17 protein-coding genes, 3 tRNA genes and 2 rRNA genes are annotated in these 17849 nt (G+C 26.3%); 17 read left to right on the plus strand and 5 right to left on the minus strand.

Features of this window, described 5'->3' with window-relative positions:
• From CLTHE_RS03280 to CLTHE_RS03300, 5 genes are all read left to right on the plus strand, one after another.
• Positions 1-125: ribosomal RNA gene (locus CLTHE_RS03280) — 23S ribosomal RNA — on the plus strand; the annotation flags it as partial.
• A 57-nt stretch (positions 126-182) separates the two neighbouring features.
• Positions 183-299, plus strand: a 5S ribosomal RNA gene (gene rrf, locus CLTHE_RS03285).
• Positions 300-308: 9 nt separating this feature from the next.
• Positions 309-384: transfer RNA gene (locus CLTHE_RS03290), tRNA-Phe, on the plus strand.
• A 9-nt stretch (positions 385-393) separates the two neighbouring features.
• A tRNA-Ala gene (locus tag CLTHE_RS03295) sits at positions 394-469 on the plus strand.
• Positions 470-659: 190 nt separating this feature from the next.
• Positions 660-1406 carry a peptidylprolyl isomerase gene (locus CLTHE_RS03300; protein ID WP_080021985.1) on the plus strand — a complete coding sequence of 249 codons (747 nt, stop codon included), beginning with the start codon at positions 660-662 and terminating at the stop codon, positions 1404-1406.
• A gap of 171 nt (positions 1407-1577) precedes the next feature.
• Here the strand turns inward: CLTHE_RS03300 and CLTHE_RS03305 are convergent, their stop codons facing one another.
• The gene (locus CLTHE_RS03305) at positions 1578-2243 is read right to left on the minus strand and encodes an HAD family hydrolase (RefSeq protein WP_080022017.1); all 666 of its coding nucleotides are present in this window, start codon (positions 2241-2243) and stop codon (positions 1578-1580) included.
• A gap of 134 nt (positions 2244-2377) precedes the next feature.
• Between CLTHE_RS03305 and CLTHE_RS16640 the strand changes: the two genes are divergently transcribed.
• Positions 2378-2521 (plus strand): hypothetical protein, encoded by a 144-nt coding sequence (locus CLTHE_RS16640; RefSeq protein ID WP_002596645.1) that lies wholly within the window; start codon positions 2378-2380, stop codon positions 2519-2521.
• Between the two features lie 151 nt (positions 2522-2672).
• Here CLTHE_RS16640 and CLTHE_RS03310 read toward each other — a convergent pair.
• Positions 2673-2748: transfer RNA gene (locus tag CLTHE_RS03310), tRNA-Pro, on the minus strand.
• A 393-nt stretch (positions 2749-3141) separates the two neighbouring features.
• Here CLTHE_RS03310 and CLTHE_RS03315 point away from each other — a divergent pair.
• The 3 genes from CLTHE_RS03315 (at position 3142) to rsmI (ending at position 6289) form a co-directional block, all read left to right on the plus strand.
• Positions 3142-4446: a C40 family peptidase gene (locus CLTHE_RS03315; protein ID WP_080021986.1), complete on the plus strand. Its 1305-nt coding sequence runs from the start codon at positions 3142-3144 to the stop codon at positions 4444-4446.
• Between the two features lie 315 nt (positions 4447-4761).
• Positions 4762-5451, plus strand: coding sequence for a tRNA1(Val) (adenine(37)-N6)-methyltransferase (locus tag CLTHE_RS03320; protein WP_242945612.1), 690 nt, complete (start codon positions 4762-4764; stop codon positions 5449-5451).
• A complete protein-coding gene (gene rsmI / locus CLTHE_RS03325) occupies positions 5444-6289 on the plus strand; it encodes a 16S rRNA (cytidine(1402)-2'-O)-methyltransferase (RefSeq protein WP_080021988.1) in 846 nt (281 codons plus the stop codon). The genes CLTHE_RS03320 and rsmI overlap by 8 nt, the downstream gene beginning before the upstream one ends.
• Positions 6290-6541: 252 nt before the next feature.
• Here rsmI and CLTHE_RS03330 read toward each other — a convergent pair whose 3' ends face one another.
• Entirely contained in the window at positions 6542-6781 is a 240-nt protein-coding gene (locus tag CLTHE_RS03330; protein WP_002596649.1) for an AbrB/MazE/SpoVT family DNA-binding domain-containing protein, read from the minus strand.
• A gap of 475 nt (positions 6782-7256) precedes the next feature.
• Between CLTHE_RS03330 and CLTHE_RS03335 the strand changes: the two genes are divergently transcribed.
• Together CLTHE_RS03335 and CLTHE_RS03340 are read left to right on the plus strand one after the other, a co-directional pair.
• Complete coding sequence (locus CLTHE_RS03335; RefSeq protein ID WP_002596650.1) at positions 7257-7841, plus strand: DUF1836 domain-containing protein; 585 nt, start codon at positions 7257-7259, stop codon at positions 7839-7841.
• A gap of 311 nt (positions 7842-8152) precedes the next feature.
• Positions 8153-10429: a helicase C-terminal domain-containing protein gene (locus tag CLTHE_RS03340; protein ID WP_080021989.1), complete on the plus strand. Its 2277-nt coding sequence runs from the start codon at positions 8153-8155 to the stop codon at positions 10427-10429.
• Between the two features lie 134 nt (positions 10430-10563).
• Here the strand turns inward: CLTHE_RS03340 and CLTHE_RS03345 are convergent, their stop codons facing one another.
• Positions 10564-11442: an aldose 1-epimerase family protein gene (locus CLTHE_RS03345; protein ID WP_080021990.1), complete on the minus strand. Its 879-nt coding sequence runs from the start codon at positions 11440-11442 to the stop codon at positions 10564-10566.
• Between the two features lie 154 nt (positions 11443-11596).
• Between CLTHE_RS03345 and CLTHE_RS03350 the strand changes: the two genes are divergently transcribed.
• Positions 11597-12436: a YihY/virulence factor BrkB family protein gene (locus CLTHE_RS03350; RefSeq protein WP_080021991.1), complete on the plus strand. Its 840-nt coding sequence runs from the start codon at positions 11597-11599 to the stop codon at positions 12434-12436.
• A 23-nt stretch (positions 12437-12459) separates the two neighbouring features.
• Here the strand turns inward: CLTHE_RS03350 and galE are convergent, their stop codons facing one another.
• The gene (gene galE, locus CLTHE_RS03355; protein ID WP_002596654.1) at positions 12460-13446 is read right to left on the minus strand and encodes a UDP-glucose 4-epimerase GalE; all 987 of its coding nucleotides are present in this window, start codon (positions 13444-13446) and stop codon (positions 12460-12462) included.
• Positions 13447-13708: 262 nt separating this feature from the next.
• Here galE and CLTHE_RS03360 point away from each other — a divergent pair, with 262 nt between their 5' ends.
• From CLTHE_RS03360 to alr, 5 genes are read left to right on the plus strand one after another with little or no spacing between them, the layout of a single operon-like run.
• On the plus strand, positions 13709-14020 hold the full coding sequence (locus CLTHE_RS03360) for a DUF6514 family protein (RefSeq protein WP_002596655.1): 312 nt from the start codon (positions 13709-13711) through the stop codon (positions 14018-14020).
• Positions 14021-14073: 53 nt separating this feature from the next.
• Positions 14074-14442, plus strand: coding sequence for a holo-ACP synthase (gene acpS, locus CLTHE_RS03365; RefSeq protein WP_080021992.1), 369 nt, complete (start codon positions 14074-14076; stop codon positions 14440-14442).
• 5 nt (positions 14443-14447) lie between these two features.
• Complete coding sequence (locus CLTHE_RS03370; RefSeq protein ID WP_080021993.1) at positions 14448-15944, plus strand: NAD(P)H-hydrate dehydratase; 1497 nt, start codon at positions 14448-14450, stop codon at positions 15942-15944.
• Between the two features lie 58 nt (positions 15945-16002).
• Entirely contained in the window at positions 16003-16629 is a 627-nt protein-coding gene (locus CLTHE_RS03375) for a germination lipoprotein GerS-related protein (protein WP_080021994.1), read from the plus strand.
• 18 nt (positions 16630-16647) lie between these two features.
• Complete coding sequence (gene alr, locus CLTHE_RS03380; protein WP_080021995.1) at positions 16648-17805, plus strand: alanine racemase; 1158 nt, start codon at positions 16648-16650, stop codon at positions 17803-17805.
• Positions 17806-17849 lie beyond the last annotated feature (44 nt).

A 17849-nucleotide genomic window follows, 5' to 3' on the forward strand; every position in this document is an offset into this window, starting at 1 on the left:
AAGATTAGATTTCCCATAGCGTAAGCTAGTAAGATCCCTTGAAGAACACAAGGTTGATAGGTTAGGGGTGTAAGCATGGTAACATGTTCAGCTGACTAATACTAATAGATCGAGGGCTTGACCAATAAAAATATCAACAGAATTTGATGTGCAATTTTCAGAGAACAATAAATTTCTGAATATCTAGTGATGATGGCATAGAGGAAACACTCCTTCCCATTCCGAACAGGAAAGTTAAGCTCTATAACGCCGATGGTACTGCATGGGAGACTGTGTGGGAGAGTAGGAAGTTGCTAGGTACATTGTATGGCTCGATAGCTCAGTCGGTAGAGCAGAGGACTGAAAATCCTCGTGTCGCTGGTTCGATTCCAGCTCGAGCCACCATACAATTTTGGGGGTATAGCTCAGCTGGGAGAGCACCTGCCTTGCACGCAGGGGGTCAGGAGTTCGAATCTCCTTACCTCCACCAAATTGAGAGAAGATGTTCAGTGGGAGCATCTTTTTTTTTATAAAAAAGTATAGAATTTGTGGATAAATGTTTCAAAACTATAAAAATATGTGGATAATATATATAAAATCTTAAATATAATTGTCATTTTATAGTTATATTGATACAATAATAAATATATAAGCAAGATAAAGATAAAGGAGAATTTAAAATGGAAAATAAAGTATTAGCAAAAGTTGGTTCATATGAAATTACTGAACAAGAATTAAATGATATAATTTCAAAATATCCTGCAGAAAGAAAATCAATGGTAGAAAGTGAAGCAGGAAGAAAACAATTATTAGAGCAAATGATTCATTTTGAATTATTCAATAAATTAGGTGAAGATCTAAAAATTAATGAAACTGAAGAGTATAAGAAAACAGTAGCTCGTTTAGAAAAAGAAATTTTAACTCAAGCTACAATGAATAAAGTTTTGTCAGAAATATCAATTACTGATAAAGAAATAGAAGAATTTTACAATGCTAATAAGGAAAGATTTGCAGAACAAGCTAAAGTTTCTGCTAAACATATATTAGTTGATAGTGAAGAGTTAGCTAAAAAAATAAAAGAAGAAATAACTTCAGGAGAAATAACTTTTGAAGATGCTGCTCTAAAATACTCAAGTTGTCCATCAAAAGAGCAAGGTGGAAATTTAGGTGAATTTGGAAAGGGTATGATGGTTCCAGAATTTGAGAAAGCTGCTTTTGAAGCTGAATTAAATGAAATAACTGCTCCTGTTCAAACACAATTTGGATATCACTTAATAAAAGTTGAAGCTAAACATGATGCTAAAATAAAAGAATTATCAGAGGTTAAAGAAGTAGTCACTCAGCAACTTATGCAACAACAACAAGAAAAGAAATACATGGATACAATTAAAGAATTAGAAGCTAAATACGGAGTTGTTAGAAACTAGTATTTTCTTATTTTTAAGTGTGAACTGATAGTAGATAAGACTATTAGTTCACACTTTTATTATATATATGAATTTATATGTTGTTTAATTGATATATATTAAATATTTAATATATAATGATAGGTTTTATAATAACTTAGAAAAAATCACTCGATTAGCCGTTGTATTATATTAAGTGTTTATAGACAATTCCTTTAATAATTCGATATAATCTAATATATATTTATCAGAAATGTTGATAAGCTCATTTCTATCATCTATAGACTCTATATCTTCAATAGCTATTGTTTTCATTCCTATACTCTTGGCGCTTTTGATAGCAATTAATAAGTCCTCAAATACAATACAATTTGTTGGTGAAACATTTAATTTTTTAGCAGAAAGTAAATAGACATCAGGTTTATCTTTACCATTATCTACTTCAGAAGTAGTTGTTATAGAATCAAATAAATTATAAATTTCATTTTGTTTAAGAGCTGCTTCTAATAAAAGATTTGAATTACTAGTAGCTAAACCTATTTTTATTCCTTTATATTTTAAATACTCTAAGAATTCCTTAGCTCCATTTTTTAAAGGTGTAGAGGTTGAATAAAACTTAAATGCCATGTCATTCCATGTGTTCATAATAGTCTCTACTGAGTCTTGTATATTAAACCTTTTTTTAAAGTATTCTGCTGTTTGATAGAAACTTAAGTGGCCTATATCTTTATGTAAATCTTCTGGAACAGATAAATTTTTAGATTTAAGATATTCTATATCAATTTTATGCCAGATTCCTAATGAATCAATTAAAGTTCCATCCAAATCAAATATTGCAGCTTTTATATTATTAAGTATCATATTTATCCCCCCTTAAATAAACTTATATATTATTATACTATAGAATATGATTATTATTAATTAAAATGGAAATACTTTTAATTAGAAAATATTTAAGCGAGATATTATAAAGTGGAAGGAATGAGTAAATAATGATAGTATTTCTCTTATTTTATATAATAATATTAATAGTTATAATAGCCTTATGTAAAGCAGCAGGTAAAGGAGATAAAGATATAGAAGCCATAATTAAATCAGAAGATGAGTTTAAAGAGAATATAACTCATAAAGAATAATAAAGAATTTCTATGAGGAGTTTATAAACTTACATATGAACTAATATATATTTTACAAGTATATATTATTAAAAATATATACTTATACTACTTATATATTTATTTAGAAATAAAATTAAAAAAAGAACTTATCTTTTGATAAGTTCTTAAATGGTCGGGGTGACAGGTCTCGAACCTGCGACCTCATGGTCCCAAACCATGCGCGCTACCATCTGCGCCACACCCCGTTGACTACCTTATATAGTATATGTGAAAATTATATAAAAGTCAATCGTATTAATAAATTTTTAAAAAAGGTTACAAAAATGAAATTTTTGTGATATTATATATATATGGCCAATAAAATTATATGTTCATATTGGTTAGGAAATTGTAAAAAATAATTTGTGATATTAATTAGAAAAATTAGTATTACTCTTAATGAAAACATTATCAATAAATTTTATAAAATTAATAAAAAATTACTAAATTTAATAAAAAAACACTTGAAATTTATAAAATGTAAGATAATTGTCAGAAATAATATTGTTCATAATTTTCTTAAATGATATAATAAAATATGTGTTAGGGGAAAACACACAATTTGAAAGGGGGGGAGGTTCTTAGGAACCGTTTGACTCATGAAAAGAAAAATAATAGCTGCGATAGTTGCGGCGGCATTGACATTAAATGTAGTACTACCGACAATAACAGCTAATGCTGAGCCAGTTAATAAAGAAGTACAAGCTGCTCAAGATCAATATGCAGAAATGCAAGCAAATATAGCTAAGATAACAGAAAAGATTAATTCATATAATTCACAAATAGAACCATTAGTTGTTAATGTTCAAAATAATAAACAAGAAATATCAGATTTACAAAAGCAAATGGAAAATACTCAACAAGAAATTGAACAAGCTAAAGAGAAAATATCTAAGCAAGAAGAAGTTCTTGGTAATAGATTAAGTGATATGTATAAATCAGGTGGAGAATTTAGTTATGTAAATCTTATATTTGGTGCGAATAACTTTGGTGATTTAATAAATAGAATTGAAGTTGCAACAAGAATAATAACAACTGATAAAAATATAGTAGAGACATTAAAAAATGATAAAGAAAATTTAGATAATCAAGTAAAATCATTACAGGAAAAAACAAAAAAAGTTGAAGATTTAAAAACAAAAAATGAAAAAGAACTTGAAAATCTTCAAAATTTAAAATCAGAACAGGAAGTTATTGGACAGCAAGCTAATGAAGCGCAAAAAGAGTTTGATAAAAAATACTTATCAAGATATGAGAAAGAAATTGTTTCAGGACAACTTTCTGTATTAAATAACAATTCAAGTTCAATAAGTGATTTAAAGAGTGCTATATCTCAAATAACAGATTTAAATAATAGTCAGATTAAAAGTCCTATAGTTAAGCAAGAAATACAAGATGCTATAGCTAATGGAAAAAGATTAATTAGTCAAAAAGAAGCGCAAGCTAGAGCAGAACAAGAAGCACAAGCTAGAGCAGAACAAGAAGCTAATAGAGGAAGTAACGGAAATAGTACAAGCAATAGTAGTGGAAGTAGTAATAATGTAGCTCCTCCATCAGCGAACAAAGCTACAGCACAGGCTGTTTTAAATGAAGCATATAAACACTTAGGAAAGCCTTATGTATGGGGTGCTACTGGACCAAATTCATTTGATTGTTCAGGATTTACAAGTTATGTTTATAAAAAAGTAACTGGAAGATGGATTGGAAGAACTACTTATGATCAAATTAATGTAGGTACTCCAGTTTCAAGATCACAATTACAACCAGGAGATTTGGTATTTACAAGTGCAGGACATGTTGGAATTTATGTTGGAAATAACAATTTTATAAATGCGCCTAGAACAGGTTCAAATGTAAGTGTTATGCCACTATGGTCATTCTATGCTGCTAGAAGAATATTATAATTTACAATAACTATAAAAAGTAATATGATTAAAAAAGGTTTATGTCAATTTATAATAAAAGACATAAACCTTTTTTATTATATATAATACTAATATAGAAAAGAATTATAGTAGTAATTAAATGTGCAAATATTACATTGATGATTAAGGATTGATAGTAAATAGATTGAATATGTTATAGTATTGTTATGTAAAATGCTTTAATGTATAATTAAAAGAATAATTAAAATATTAAATAACATAAGGAGTTTAGTAGTGGATAATAAGCTTGTTAGAGAAGATGAAAATTTAGATGATTTACAATTAAAAGGTCTTATGCTTATTCAAAAAAAAGATGGATTTAAGTTTGGAGTAGATGCAGTACTTTTATCGCATTTTGCAAATGTAAAAAAAAAGCATAGAGTTATAGATTTATGTACTGGTACGGGAATAATACCATTTTTATTAGAAGGAAAATATTCACCAAAGGATATTTTAGGAATAGAAATTCAAGGTGAATTTGTAGATATGGCTAATAGAAGTGCAGCTTTAAATACAACTCATAACATATCATTTATAAGTGAGGATTTAAAAAATTTGAAAGCTCTTAAAAATATTGATAAGGCAGATGTTATAACAGTAAATCCACCATATAAGTTGAATAATGCAGGAATAGTAAATCCTTCTGATAAATTAGCTATTGCAAGGCATGAAATTATGTGTAATTTAGAGAATGTCATAGAAGCTAGTAGAATTTTATTAAAGGATAATGGAAGAATATATATGGTTCATAGACCAGAAAGGCTTGCTGATATAATCACACTTATGCGTAAATATAAAATAGAACCAAAAAGAATACAAATGGTTCATCCAAAATTAGGAAAAGCTCCTAATATTGTATTAGTTGAAGGCCAAAGAGATGGAGGGGCATTTTTGAAATGGGATGCACCCTTATATGTATATAATGAAGATGGAAGTATTTCAGATGAAATAAATAAAATTTATGGGAGGGATGTAAATGAATAATGGAAAATTATATTTAGTTCCAACACCAATAGGAAATCTTAAAGATATAACTTTAAGAGCATTAGAAGTTCTAAAAGAAGCTGATGTGATAGCAGCAGAGGATACAAGGCAAACTTTAAAGTTATTAAATCATTTTGATATTAAAAAGACTTTAATTAGCTATCATATGCACAATGAACAAGGAAAAAGTGAGGAAATAATAAATAGATTAAAAAATGGAGAGAAAATAGCATTAGTAAGTGATGCTGGAATGCCAGGAATTTCAGATCCTGGAAGCATTATTATAAAAAAGTGTGTTGAAGATGGAATCGAATTTGAAGTTCTTCCAGGAGCAACTGCTTTTGCAACTGCTTTAATATATTCTGCATTAGATAGTTCAGCTTTTGCTTTTAGAGGATTTATTTCAAGAGAAAATAAAGAAAGAAATAAACTTATAGAAGAAATAAAAGAAATGAAAGAAACTTTGATATTTTATGAAGCACCACATAGATTAATTAGTACCTTAACATTTTTACAAGAAAACTTAGGAAATAGGGAAATGGCTGCATGTAGAGAATTAACTAAGCTTCATGAAGAAATAAAGAGAGGGAGAATATCTGAAGTTAAAGAATATTTTTTAGAAAATCAGCCAAGAGGAGAATTTGTTCTTGTAGTTAGTGGTAAAACAGAAGAAGAATTTGAAAAAGAAAAAATGGAGGAATGGGAACACTTAACAATAGAAGATCATATAAGAAAATATATAAATGATGGGTTTTCAAAAAAAGATGCAATAAAAATGGTTGCTAAAGATAGAAAAGAACCTAAAAGCGTAATATATAAATATTCAACTGAAATATAATACTAATAGAAATGTTATAAATAACACAAAAGATAAATAGAGAGAAAGAATAGTTTTAATTTATATTTATTTGTCTGTAAAATATATCTATAATGAGCAAATACAATAAGATATAGGTTTGTAATTAATATAGAATTTTAAGTTTATAAAAATATTTTTTTATAATACAAATATTTAAATTAAAAAGCTGATGCTTATGCATCAGCTTTAATCAACCAAATTAATCATATGTAACTATCTTTTATAAAAAGATTATTTTTTAAGTTCAGCAAAACAGTTTTTGCAGATATTTTTACCTTTGTAGTTAACTACGTCTCTAGCATCACCACAGAAGATACAAGCTGGTTCATATTTTTTTAATATGATTTGCTCTCCATCTACATATATTTCTAATGCATCTTTTTCTGCTATGTCAAGAGTTCTTCTTAACTCTATTGGAATAACTATTCTTCCTAATTCATCTACTCTTCTTACTACTCCTGTTGATTTCATAAAGGTTCCTCCTAAAATTAAATTGTGTATCTATCCTACAAGTTTCGACATTTCACTATGTTATCTTACCAAAACTGTAATTTAAAGTCAACAGATAAATGTTAACATTTAATAAACTACAAAAAATAATAATAAATACTACAGTTATAATATACTACCAAAAAATACTAATGTCAATAGTTTACAAATTAAAAAATTATTAACTAATTTTATTCAAAAATTAATAATAAATACCAGCATATATATACTAAAAATAGCTTTTTAATAAATAAATGTATATATTTTATCGAATTGGATAAAATATATAAAAGTCGAAAAAATAATTATAAAAAACAATAATAATTGTAATTTTATGGAGTTATAAGAGAAGATAAAAATTAGAAAATAATGATAAAATTAACTTGTAAAAGGTTTATATAAACTATATAATAATATTATAAATAGGGAAAAGAAAGTAAGGGTGGATATAGTGACTATGAAAATAAATTCAGATTATATTGCTGAACTGACAGAAGAGATGTCAAGAAGTAGCATGATAGCTTATGATGAGTTACCAAAATATGATTTATTCTTATCTCAAGTAATTGATTACTTAAATGATAAATTTACTGAAGATAAATATACAAATAATATAGTACAAAATTACATAAAGAGTGAAGTTATAACTAAACCAGAAGACGGAAAAAAAAGAGGCTATACTAAACTTCATCTAGTTCAATTAGTTCTTTTAAGTTATATGAGACCAATTTTAACTACAGATGAAATTAAAAAAGTTTTTAGTCTTGCTTTTAATAACATAAACGACAGAACGGATGATATAATATCTTGGGAAACTGCATATAAAGTTTTTTCAGAAACTCAAAAAGAAAGTTTAGATTCCTTTTTAGCTTCTTCAAATGATATTGATGAAAAATTGGATAATTTAGTAAAAGAACTTAAATTAAATACAGATGAAGAGGATAAAATAAAAACTTTTATGTTTGTATTATCATTAATAGCTCAAGCGAGTGTTATAAAAAAATTAGTTCAAAAAATAGTGAAAGAACAGCATAATAAATAAAAAATATTAATTATATAGAAGAGTAAAATTTAATATTAAATTTTACTCTTTTTTCATTTTCTTAACTGTAACACTATAAAATTAGGAGATTTATGGGTTAATTTCTTAATTTAAATAGGAAATTTATAAGTTATAATATTGGATTATTTAGATAGATATAATAATTTGAAAATTTAAATTAATTTGGAAGTTAATAAGAGAAAAATTCATATAAGATAAGTTATTAAGAACAAAATAAGTTTAAAATTACTGATTACGTAACTTTTATGAGTAGGTTATAATATAAATAATTAAAATAATGGAGGTTTGTGATGAGTAAAGTTTTTATAAAAGAATCTGTGAGAAGTCTTGTAGAATTTATACTCAAAAGTGGAAGTATAGATAATAGATTCACATCTATAACTAATAAAAGAGCATTAGAAGGAACTAGAGCTCATCAAAAAGTTCAGAAGAATAATGAGGATTTCTATAAAAAATACGATAAGGAAGTTTATTTAAAATCAGAATTTGATTTAGGAAACTTTATTTTAAAAGTAGATGGAAGAGCTGATGGAATAATAATAGAAGGTAATAATGTTATTATTGAAGAAATTAAATCTACTTATAAAAACTTAGAAGATATAAAAGATGATAATGAGACGCATTGGGCACAATTAAAATTTTATGCATTTATTTATGCGTTAGATAATAATTTGAAAGAAATGGATATTCAACTTACATATTATCAATTAGATGTAGAAGAAACTAAAATTTTTAGGAGAAAGGTTACTTTTGAAGAACTTGAAAAATATATATTAAGTATATTAGAGGAATATAAGATTTATTTTGATCTTCTTACTACATATAGAGAAAAGCGTGATTTGACAATAAGAAGTATGGAATTTCCCTTTGAAAATTACAGAAAAGGACAATTGAAATTAGCAAGATCAGCTTATGGAACTATAAGAGAAGAAGAAACTATTTTTATAAAAGCTCCAACTGGAATAGGAAAAACTATATCAACATTATTTCCTGCGATAAAAGCTATTGAAGCATTAGGTAGAGAAAAGATATTTTATTTAACAGCAAGAGGAGTTAATGGAAAAGTAGCGGAAGATACATTAAATGTGTTGAGAGATAAGGGGTTATATTTTAGAAGTTTATCTATAATGGCTAAAGAAAAGATTTGCTTAAATGATAAAGTTAGTTGTAATCCAGAGGAATGTATATATGCTAGAGGATATTATGATAAAAATAAAGAAGCAATAAAAGAATTTTTAGGTAAAGGAGATCATATATATAGTGATGATATTATAGAAATTAGTAAAAAATTAGAGATATGTCCATTTGAGTTATCTTTAGATTTAATTGGATGGTGTGATTGTATAATTTGTGATTATAACTATATGTTTGATCCTAGAGTAGCTTTGAAAAGAGTTCAGGATGATGAAGACAAAGGAAAAATACTTTTGATTGATGAATGTCATAATTTGGTAGATAGAGGAAGATCTATGTATTCTGCTTCACTTAATAAAGAATCTGTAATGAATTTAAGAAAAAAATTAAAGGGAAAAGATATAAATATATATAAAATTCTAGGAAAAATAAATGATTGTTTTATAAAGCTAAGAAAAGAATGTGATGAGATTGAGAAGGATAATTTCAACACAAAAGAACCTCCAGGAGAAATATTTAGACATTTAAGAAGATTTATGAGTGAAAGTGAAGAGAGTCTTGCTAAATATAAAGCAGAAGAATTTATAGAGGAATATCTTCAATTATATTTTGATATAAATAAATTTTTATCTATAGGAGAAATATATGGAGATGATTATGTAACTTATGTAAAAAAGTCTGGAAATGATATAACTCTTAAATTATTTTGTGTTAATCCTTCTGAAAAATTATTAAATATATTGAAAGGGACTGGGGGAAATGTGCTTTTTTCTGCAACATTAACACCTATGAGTTATTATATGGACTTAATAGTAGGAAAAAGAGAAGCTTATAGATTAAATTTAGAAAGTCCATTTGATAAAAATAATTTACAAGTTATAAAAAAAGGAATTGATATAAGATATAAAGCAAGAGAGAGAACTTTAAGTAGGGTTTGTGATGAAATAAAAAAATTTATTTTAGAGGAAAAGGGAAATTATCTAGTATTTTTTCCATCATATGAATATTTAGATATAGCTTTTGAAGAAATAAAAAGTATTGATAATATGACTTTAATGGTTCAAGATCAATATATGTCCGATAGAGATAAAAAGAGATTTATAGAAATATTTGAAAATGAAAAAAATATTGTAGGACTTGGAGTTCTTGGAGGTATGTTTTCAGAAGGAATAGATTTACCAGGAGAAAAGCTTATAGGAACTATAATTGTAGGGGTTGGTTTTCCTAAAATCTCGATTGAAGGAGAAATAATAAAAGAATATTTTGAAGATAAAGGTTTTGATTATTCTTATATTTATCCTGGAATTAATAAAGTTATGCAAGCTGTTGGAAGAGTTATAAGAACAGAAGAAGATAGGGGAAGAGCTCTTTTAATAGATGATAGATATTTCAATTATAAATATAAAAATATATTGCCTAAAGAGTGGTATTAAAATTTTAGAATAAGATTTGATATATTAAAAATAATATTTATTTAAATATAAAAAATTAAAGTAGATTAACAAAATGGTGCATAGAAAATTTAATTTAATAAATTTTCTATGCACCATTTTGTTAAAATATATATTTATATTGTTATTGTAATAGTATAAGAACAATTAAATTCTTCATCTATATTAAGACTTTGAATTCCTTCTTTTTCTTTAAATTCTCCAGTAAAATCTTCATAATCAGAATGACCAAACCAAGGTTCAATACATACAAATGGAGCACCAGTTGGTTTAGACCATAATCCCATATATGGAAATCCAGTGAAGTCCATAGTTAAACTTTTATTATGATTTTTTGATTTTAATGAAATTTTGTTTGAGTTTAAGTTATCAAATACTAATGCATCATTTTTAAAGACTTCTTTGCTTAAATTTATTATATTTTCATTATTTAAATAAGGTAATCTTTCATGTGAGAAATATCCTTCGGCATTAAGTGTTAAAAGGGATGAAGTTTCTTTTTTATTAAATTCAAAATAATAATCATTCATTGTTTCTTCAGGCATAATAGGACACATAAAGGCAGGATGTGCACCTATTGAGAAAAATATTTCTTTTGAATCTTTATTTATTACTTTATAGCTTACTTTTACTCCATTTTCAATTAAATCATATCTTATTTGAAGTTCAAATTTATAAGGATAAACCTCTAAAGTTTTATTTGAATATAGAAGAGAGAAAATTATTGAAGTATCAGTTTTCTTTATCATATTAAATTCAGAAATTCTTGCTAGACCATGCTGAGGCAATGAATAAGTATTTTCTTCAGCTATATATCTATTATGTTTAACTTTACCTACTATAGGGAAAAGTATAGGGGCATGATATTTCCAAAACCCTTCATTTCCATTCCATAAAAATTCTGTTCCATCAATTTTAGATGTTAAGTTATGAAGTTCTCCACCAAAAGGACTTGCTGTAATTTTTATATTTGAATTTTCTAGTGTATAAATCATATAAAAACTCCTTTAAAAAAATAATTATTAATAATATGTTACCATATTATACAATAATTAAGAAGTAAATGTTATTTTACTTATAGCATGTACATATGATAATATAATTCAAAAGAAGTAATAAAATGAAAGAAAACTATTAAATGGTGAAGATATGAGAAGAAAAATAAAAAGAGAATCAATAATTGATACTTTAGTGTATCTCATTGTAAAAGTTAAAAATGATGATATTTTTGCATCAGGAGCACAACTAGCATATTATTTAATATTATCTTTTTTCCCTTTCCTTATTTTTTTGATGACATTAATAGGATTTAGTAATTTAAGTTCATCAGAAGTTTTGATGTGGTTGCAAAGAGTACTACCACTTAATGTTGTAGATTTAACTAAAAATACTATTATTGAAGTAGTAGATTTTCAACATACAGGAATTTTAGGGGTATCTATTATAATTACTCTTTGGACAGCTTCAACTGGATTTAGAGGCGTTATAAAAGGAGTTAATAGAGCTTATGATATAGAAGAAAATAGGTCTTTTATAACAAGATGTATAATTGCAATGTTAGGAGTAATTGCTTTAGCGTTAACAGTTATTTCTACACTTTTAATGTCTGTATTCGGAGAAATAATAGGAAGATATTTAAATGAGGCATTACCATTTGAGCATATTGTAGCATTTTTATGGAATGTACTTAGACATTTTGTTATTATTGTTATACTTATAGTTGTTTTTGCAATTATATATAAAATAGCTCCAGCAAAAAAAGTTAGGTTTAGAGATGTATTACCAGGAGCTATAACTAGTACACTTGGATGGTTAATTGCATCAGCTGGATTTTCATATTATGTAAATAATTTTTCTAATTATTCAAGAATATATGGGAGTTTAGGAACAGTTTTTATTTTAATGACATGGCTCTATATTACATCTATGGTTTTTATATTTGGAGTAGAATTAAATTCAGTATTAGAAGAAGAAAAAAAATGGGAGTAAGCATTTTGCTTACTCCTAAATTTTTATTTTTCATATCCGTTTGGATGTGCTTTATGCCAATTCCAAGCAGTTTCTATTATTGTATCTACTGAATTAAATTTTGGTTTCCAATTTAATTCTTCCATAGCTTTTTTACTTGAAGCTATTAAAGTGGCAGGATCTCCAGCTCTTCTTGGAGCAACTTCTGCAGGAATTGGATGGCCTGTAACAACTCTAGCTTTTTCAATCATTTCTTTAACTGAGAAACCAGTACCATTACCTAAATTATAAATTCTGCTTTCTCCACCATTCATTAATCTTTCTAAAGCTAATGAGTGTGCTGATGCTAAATCAGAAACATGTATATAATCTCTTATACAGCTACCATCTTTAGTATCATAATCATCTCCGAAAATCATTATTTTTTCACGTTTACCAAGTGCAACTTGAAGAATTAATGGGATAAGGTGAGTTTCAGGTGAGTGATCTTCACCAATTTTACCATTAATATGTGCTCCAGCAGCATTAAAATATCTTAAAGTAGTATATTTTATTCCATAAGCTGTATCACACCATTTTAATATTTTCTCAACTAAAAGTTTTGATTCTCCATAAGCATTTGTTGGAAGTGTTTTTAAATCTTCTGTTATAGGAACAATTTCTGGTTCACCATAAGTTGCAGCGGTAGATGAGAATACAATGTATTTAACATTATGATCTTTCATTGCTTCTAAAAGATTTATTGTCCCATATACATTATTATTAAAATATTTAAGTGGTTCAGTCATACTTTCACCAACTAAAGAATAAGCAGCAAAATCAATTACAGCTTCAATGTTATTTTCAGAAAAAACTTTATCTAATATTTTTCTATCTCTTAAATCACCTATATAAAGCTTTCCTCCTAAAATAGCATCTTTATGACCTTTTTCTAAATTATCTAAAATAACTACATCTTTTCCATTTTCAAGAAGTTCGGCTACCATATGACTTCCAATATAGCCGGCTCCTCCACATACTAATATAGACATGTTGCAACCTCCTTACGTTATATAAAAATATTATAACATTATTCAAAAGAAAAATAAGCATTTTATATAAAAAATTATTTTTCGACAAACTAATACTGAAAGTGGAAAATAAAAGAATAATAATATGGTGAAAGATAGAAAAAAATATATAAGTTTAAAAGAATTAAAGGAAAAAAAATTTTTTTAGCTATCACCGTTTGACATAAAATCTATTAGAAATATGGTATATTTCAATTAAAGGATTATTGAGGGGGAATATAGTATGATAAAAGAGAATTTTGTATTTGTAAGAGTAACTAATGGAATTGAGAGAAAATATTTTTATAAATTGATTGAAAATGTTGTAAATAAAAGAGTAGTTTATGGAATTGAAATTGAAAGAATTGATTTTAAAGGAACAGAAGAGATTGATTCATTTAAAGATTCAGTAGAGTTAATTTCACCAGATGAGGACAAGGTAAGAGCACTTTTAGTTATGCTTTATGATAATCAAGTTTCACCATTACATTTAATAGATATAGCTGGTGAATTTATTGATGAATGTGTGCATGATTTTGCTGAAGTAAGGATATGATTATAAATTTAGCTTAACTTAGGTTATAATAGTTTTGAGAAGGAGTTGATTATATGATTTATGGAATAGGAAATGATATAATTGAAATAGATAGAATATCAAAAGCAGTATTTAGGACAAAAAACTTCTTAGCTAAATTATTTACAGAAAGAGAAATAGAATATTTTAAATTAAAGAATATGAAAGCTGAAACTATAGCTGGAAATTTTGCTAGTAAAGAAGCTATAAGTAAAGCTTTAGGAACTGGTGTTAAAGGATTTAGTTTATTAGAAATAGAAATATTAAGAGATGACAATGGAAAGCCAATTGTAAATTTAAGCGAGAATATATTAAAAAAATTCAATTTAGAAAATGCAGTAGTTCATGTCACTATTTCACATAATAAAACATCAGCAATAGCATTTGCAGTCATAGAGAGGTAATTTTTATGGAGATTTTTAGAAAAAGTTCCTGTAAAAAAATGGAAAAAGAGGCAATTGAAAGCTTTAAAATTCCATCAATAGTATTAATGGAGAATGCAGGAGAAAGAATAGCAAATTATATTAAAAATGAAGGTGAAAAATTTGTTATAATAGCTGGTGTTGGAAATAATGGTGGAGATGGATTAGTAATATCACGTAAATTAATATTATCTAATAAAAAAGTACATATTTTTATTGTAGGAAATTTAGATAAATGTTCTAGTGAATTTAAAATAAATTTAGATATACTAATTAATATGAAAGTTGACATTTGTCATTTAAAATCAGAAGAAGATCTGTTAAATTTAAATAGGTTAATAGACAAAGACACATTAATAATAGATGCTCTTTTTGGAATAGGTTTAAATAGAAATATAGATGGAATATATAAAAAAGTAATAAGTATAATTAATAAAAGTGAAAAAGTATTTTCAATAGATATTCCATCTGGAATGGATTCTGATACAGGAAAAGCATTGGGGACTTGTGTAAAAGCTTATAAAACTTTTACTATTGAATGTTTAAAAAGAGGCTTTATACATAATGAGGGTGTTATTAACGTAGGCGAAATTAATGTAATAAATATTGATATTCCAAAAGAATTAAAAGAAAAAAATTCAGAAAAAGTATATATACTTCCTAGAGAAGCTTATATAGATAAAATCAAAAAAAGAGATAAATTAGGCCACAAAGGTGACTTTGGAAAGGTGGGGATAATTGGATGTAGTAAAGACTTTGTTGGAGCAGTTTATATAGCTTCTGAAGCAGCTATAAGAACTGGGAGTGGCTTAGTAACACTAATTACAAATAAAGATATAGCTTCAATACTTAAATGTAGGGTAATAGAAGCTATGGTTAAAGAGTATGAAAGTACATATGAAATTAGTGGTTTAGACAAATTTGATGTTATTGCTTGTGGTCCAGGTTTAGGAAGAAGCAATGAAGCAAAAGAGGTGTTATATAAAAGCATAAAAGAAACGAAATGTCCACTTGTAATTGATGCAGATGGATTAAATATTTTAAGTGAGAATAAAGATCTTTTAAATTATATAAAAAATAGATCTATTCTTACTCCTCATCTAGGAGAAATGAGTCGACTAATAGGAAAAGATATAAAATCAATAGAAGATAACAAGATAGAGATAAGTAGGAAATTTGCAAAAGAAAATAATGTAATATTGTTATTGAAAGGGTATAATACAATAATTACAGATGGAGAGTATGTATATATAAATAAAACTGGAAGTAGCAAAATGGCATCAGGTGGTATGGGAGATTGTTTAACAGGAATTATAGCTTCTTTAATTGGACAAGGATTAAGTTTAATTGACTCTGCGTTATTAGGAGCATATATACATGGTTATTCTAGTGATTTTATAGGTAAAAAAATGTATTCTGTAAGTGCAAGAGACATAATAAATGTTTTACCTAAAATAATAGAAGATTTATTATGTGAAAATTAGAATAAATTCCTCATTTGATTAATATTACTATAAAGAAGCATTAATTAATGGGGGACAAATGAGTTTACTAGAAAAATTTAAGAAAAATGATAACAAAAATCTAAAAAAGAAACTAAAAATAGGAAGTATAATTATATTGCCAATATTTATACTAGGATTAATAGTATTTTTTAGGAATGAAGTTTCACCAACTAATGAACAGATTATAGATTCAATAAAAAATATGGAGCAGTATGAAAGTATAGTAGAGTTCACAATAACGAATACTAGAGGATCATATGTTGAAAAAGCTAAACTTCATTATTCAAAAAATCATGATCCTGTTATGGAATTTGGTGATAGATTAGTTAAAACCTATAAGAAAGATTCTATTATAATGAAATATAAAGATGGAAAAGAATATAATTTAGAAAAAGATACTGATAGCTTCTATGTATTAGCAATAATTAATAATCTTCTTAATAATCCAGTTACTAAAATAGAAAATGAATCATTAGAATGGGGAGATTTGGAATATATAAAAGTTAGTATTGATATTATTTCTAATAATCAGCACTTAGATAAGGCAGTTTTTTATGTAAATAAAAAAGAAAAAGTACCTATGTTGATAAAAATTTTTGATGTAAACGGAAAAGAAAGAGTTAAAATAGAATACAGAGAGTTTAATAAAAAAGATAAATGTTAGTAGCAAGAGGTGTATAAGATGAAAAATATAAGACCAGTTTGGGCGGAAGTAGATTTAAAAGCAATTGAAAATAATATAAAAGAAATAAAAAGAGTTGCAAAAGATAAAGAAATAATTGCAGTTGTAAAAGCCGATGCTTATGGTCATGGAGCTTTAGATGTAGTTCCAGTATTATTGAAAAACGGAGCAGATAGATTAGCAGTAGCAGTAATAACAGAAGCTATCGAATTAAGGGAAGCAGGAATTAATGTACCTATATTAATTTTAGGATATACTCCAATAAGCTTTGCTGATGATATAATAAACTACGATATTGAACAAACAGTATTTGATTTAAACTATGCAAAAGAATTGTCAAAAGCAGCTTTAAGATTAGGAAAAAAAGCTAAAATTCACATATCTTTAGATACTGGTATGGGAAGAATAGGTTTTATTCCTAATGAAGAAAGTATAAATGCAATAGAAGAAATAAGTAAATTAGATGGTATAGAAATAACAGGTATGTTTACTCATTTTTCAACTGCAGATGAAGCTGATAAAAATTATACAAGAGAACAATTTGAAAAGTATAAATGGACTGTAGATCAATTAGAAAAAAGAGATATAAACGTAGGAATCAAGCATGTTGCTAATAGTGCAACAATAATAGATTTGGAAGAATATTATTATGATGCAATAAGACCAGGGATTATATTATATGGATATTATCCTTCAAATGAAGTAAATAAAGAAAAAATAAAAATTAAGCCAGCATTAACATTAAAAAGTCATGTTATTCATCTAAAAGAAGTAAAAGAAGGAACATACATAAGTTATGGTAGAAAATATGTAACAAAAGGTATTGAAAAAATAGCTACATTACCAATTGGTTACGCAGATGGTTATACAAGACTTTTATCAGGAAAAGTTAAGGTTATAATAAATAATAAATTAGTTCCGGTAGTAGGAAGAATTTGTATGGATCAGTGTATGATAAATGTAAGTGAATTAGATTCAGTTAAAGTTGGGGATGAAGTTATATTACTTGGAGAAACTGAAAATTGTAAATATAATGCAGATGATATAGCAAAAGAAATAGATACTATAAGCTATGAAATTTTATGTATGATTGGTAAAAGAGTTCCAAGAGTATACAAAATAAATGAAAGTATTGTCTCAACAAGACATTACTTATAAGATATTAAATTATTAATAAGTTTTTGACAAAATAACAGAATTAT

The organism is Clostridium thermobutyricum DSM 4928 (assembly GCF_002050515.1).
Lineage (GTDB): Bacteria > Bacillota > Clostridia > Clostridiales > Clostridiaceae > Clostridium > Clostridium thermobutyricum.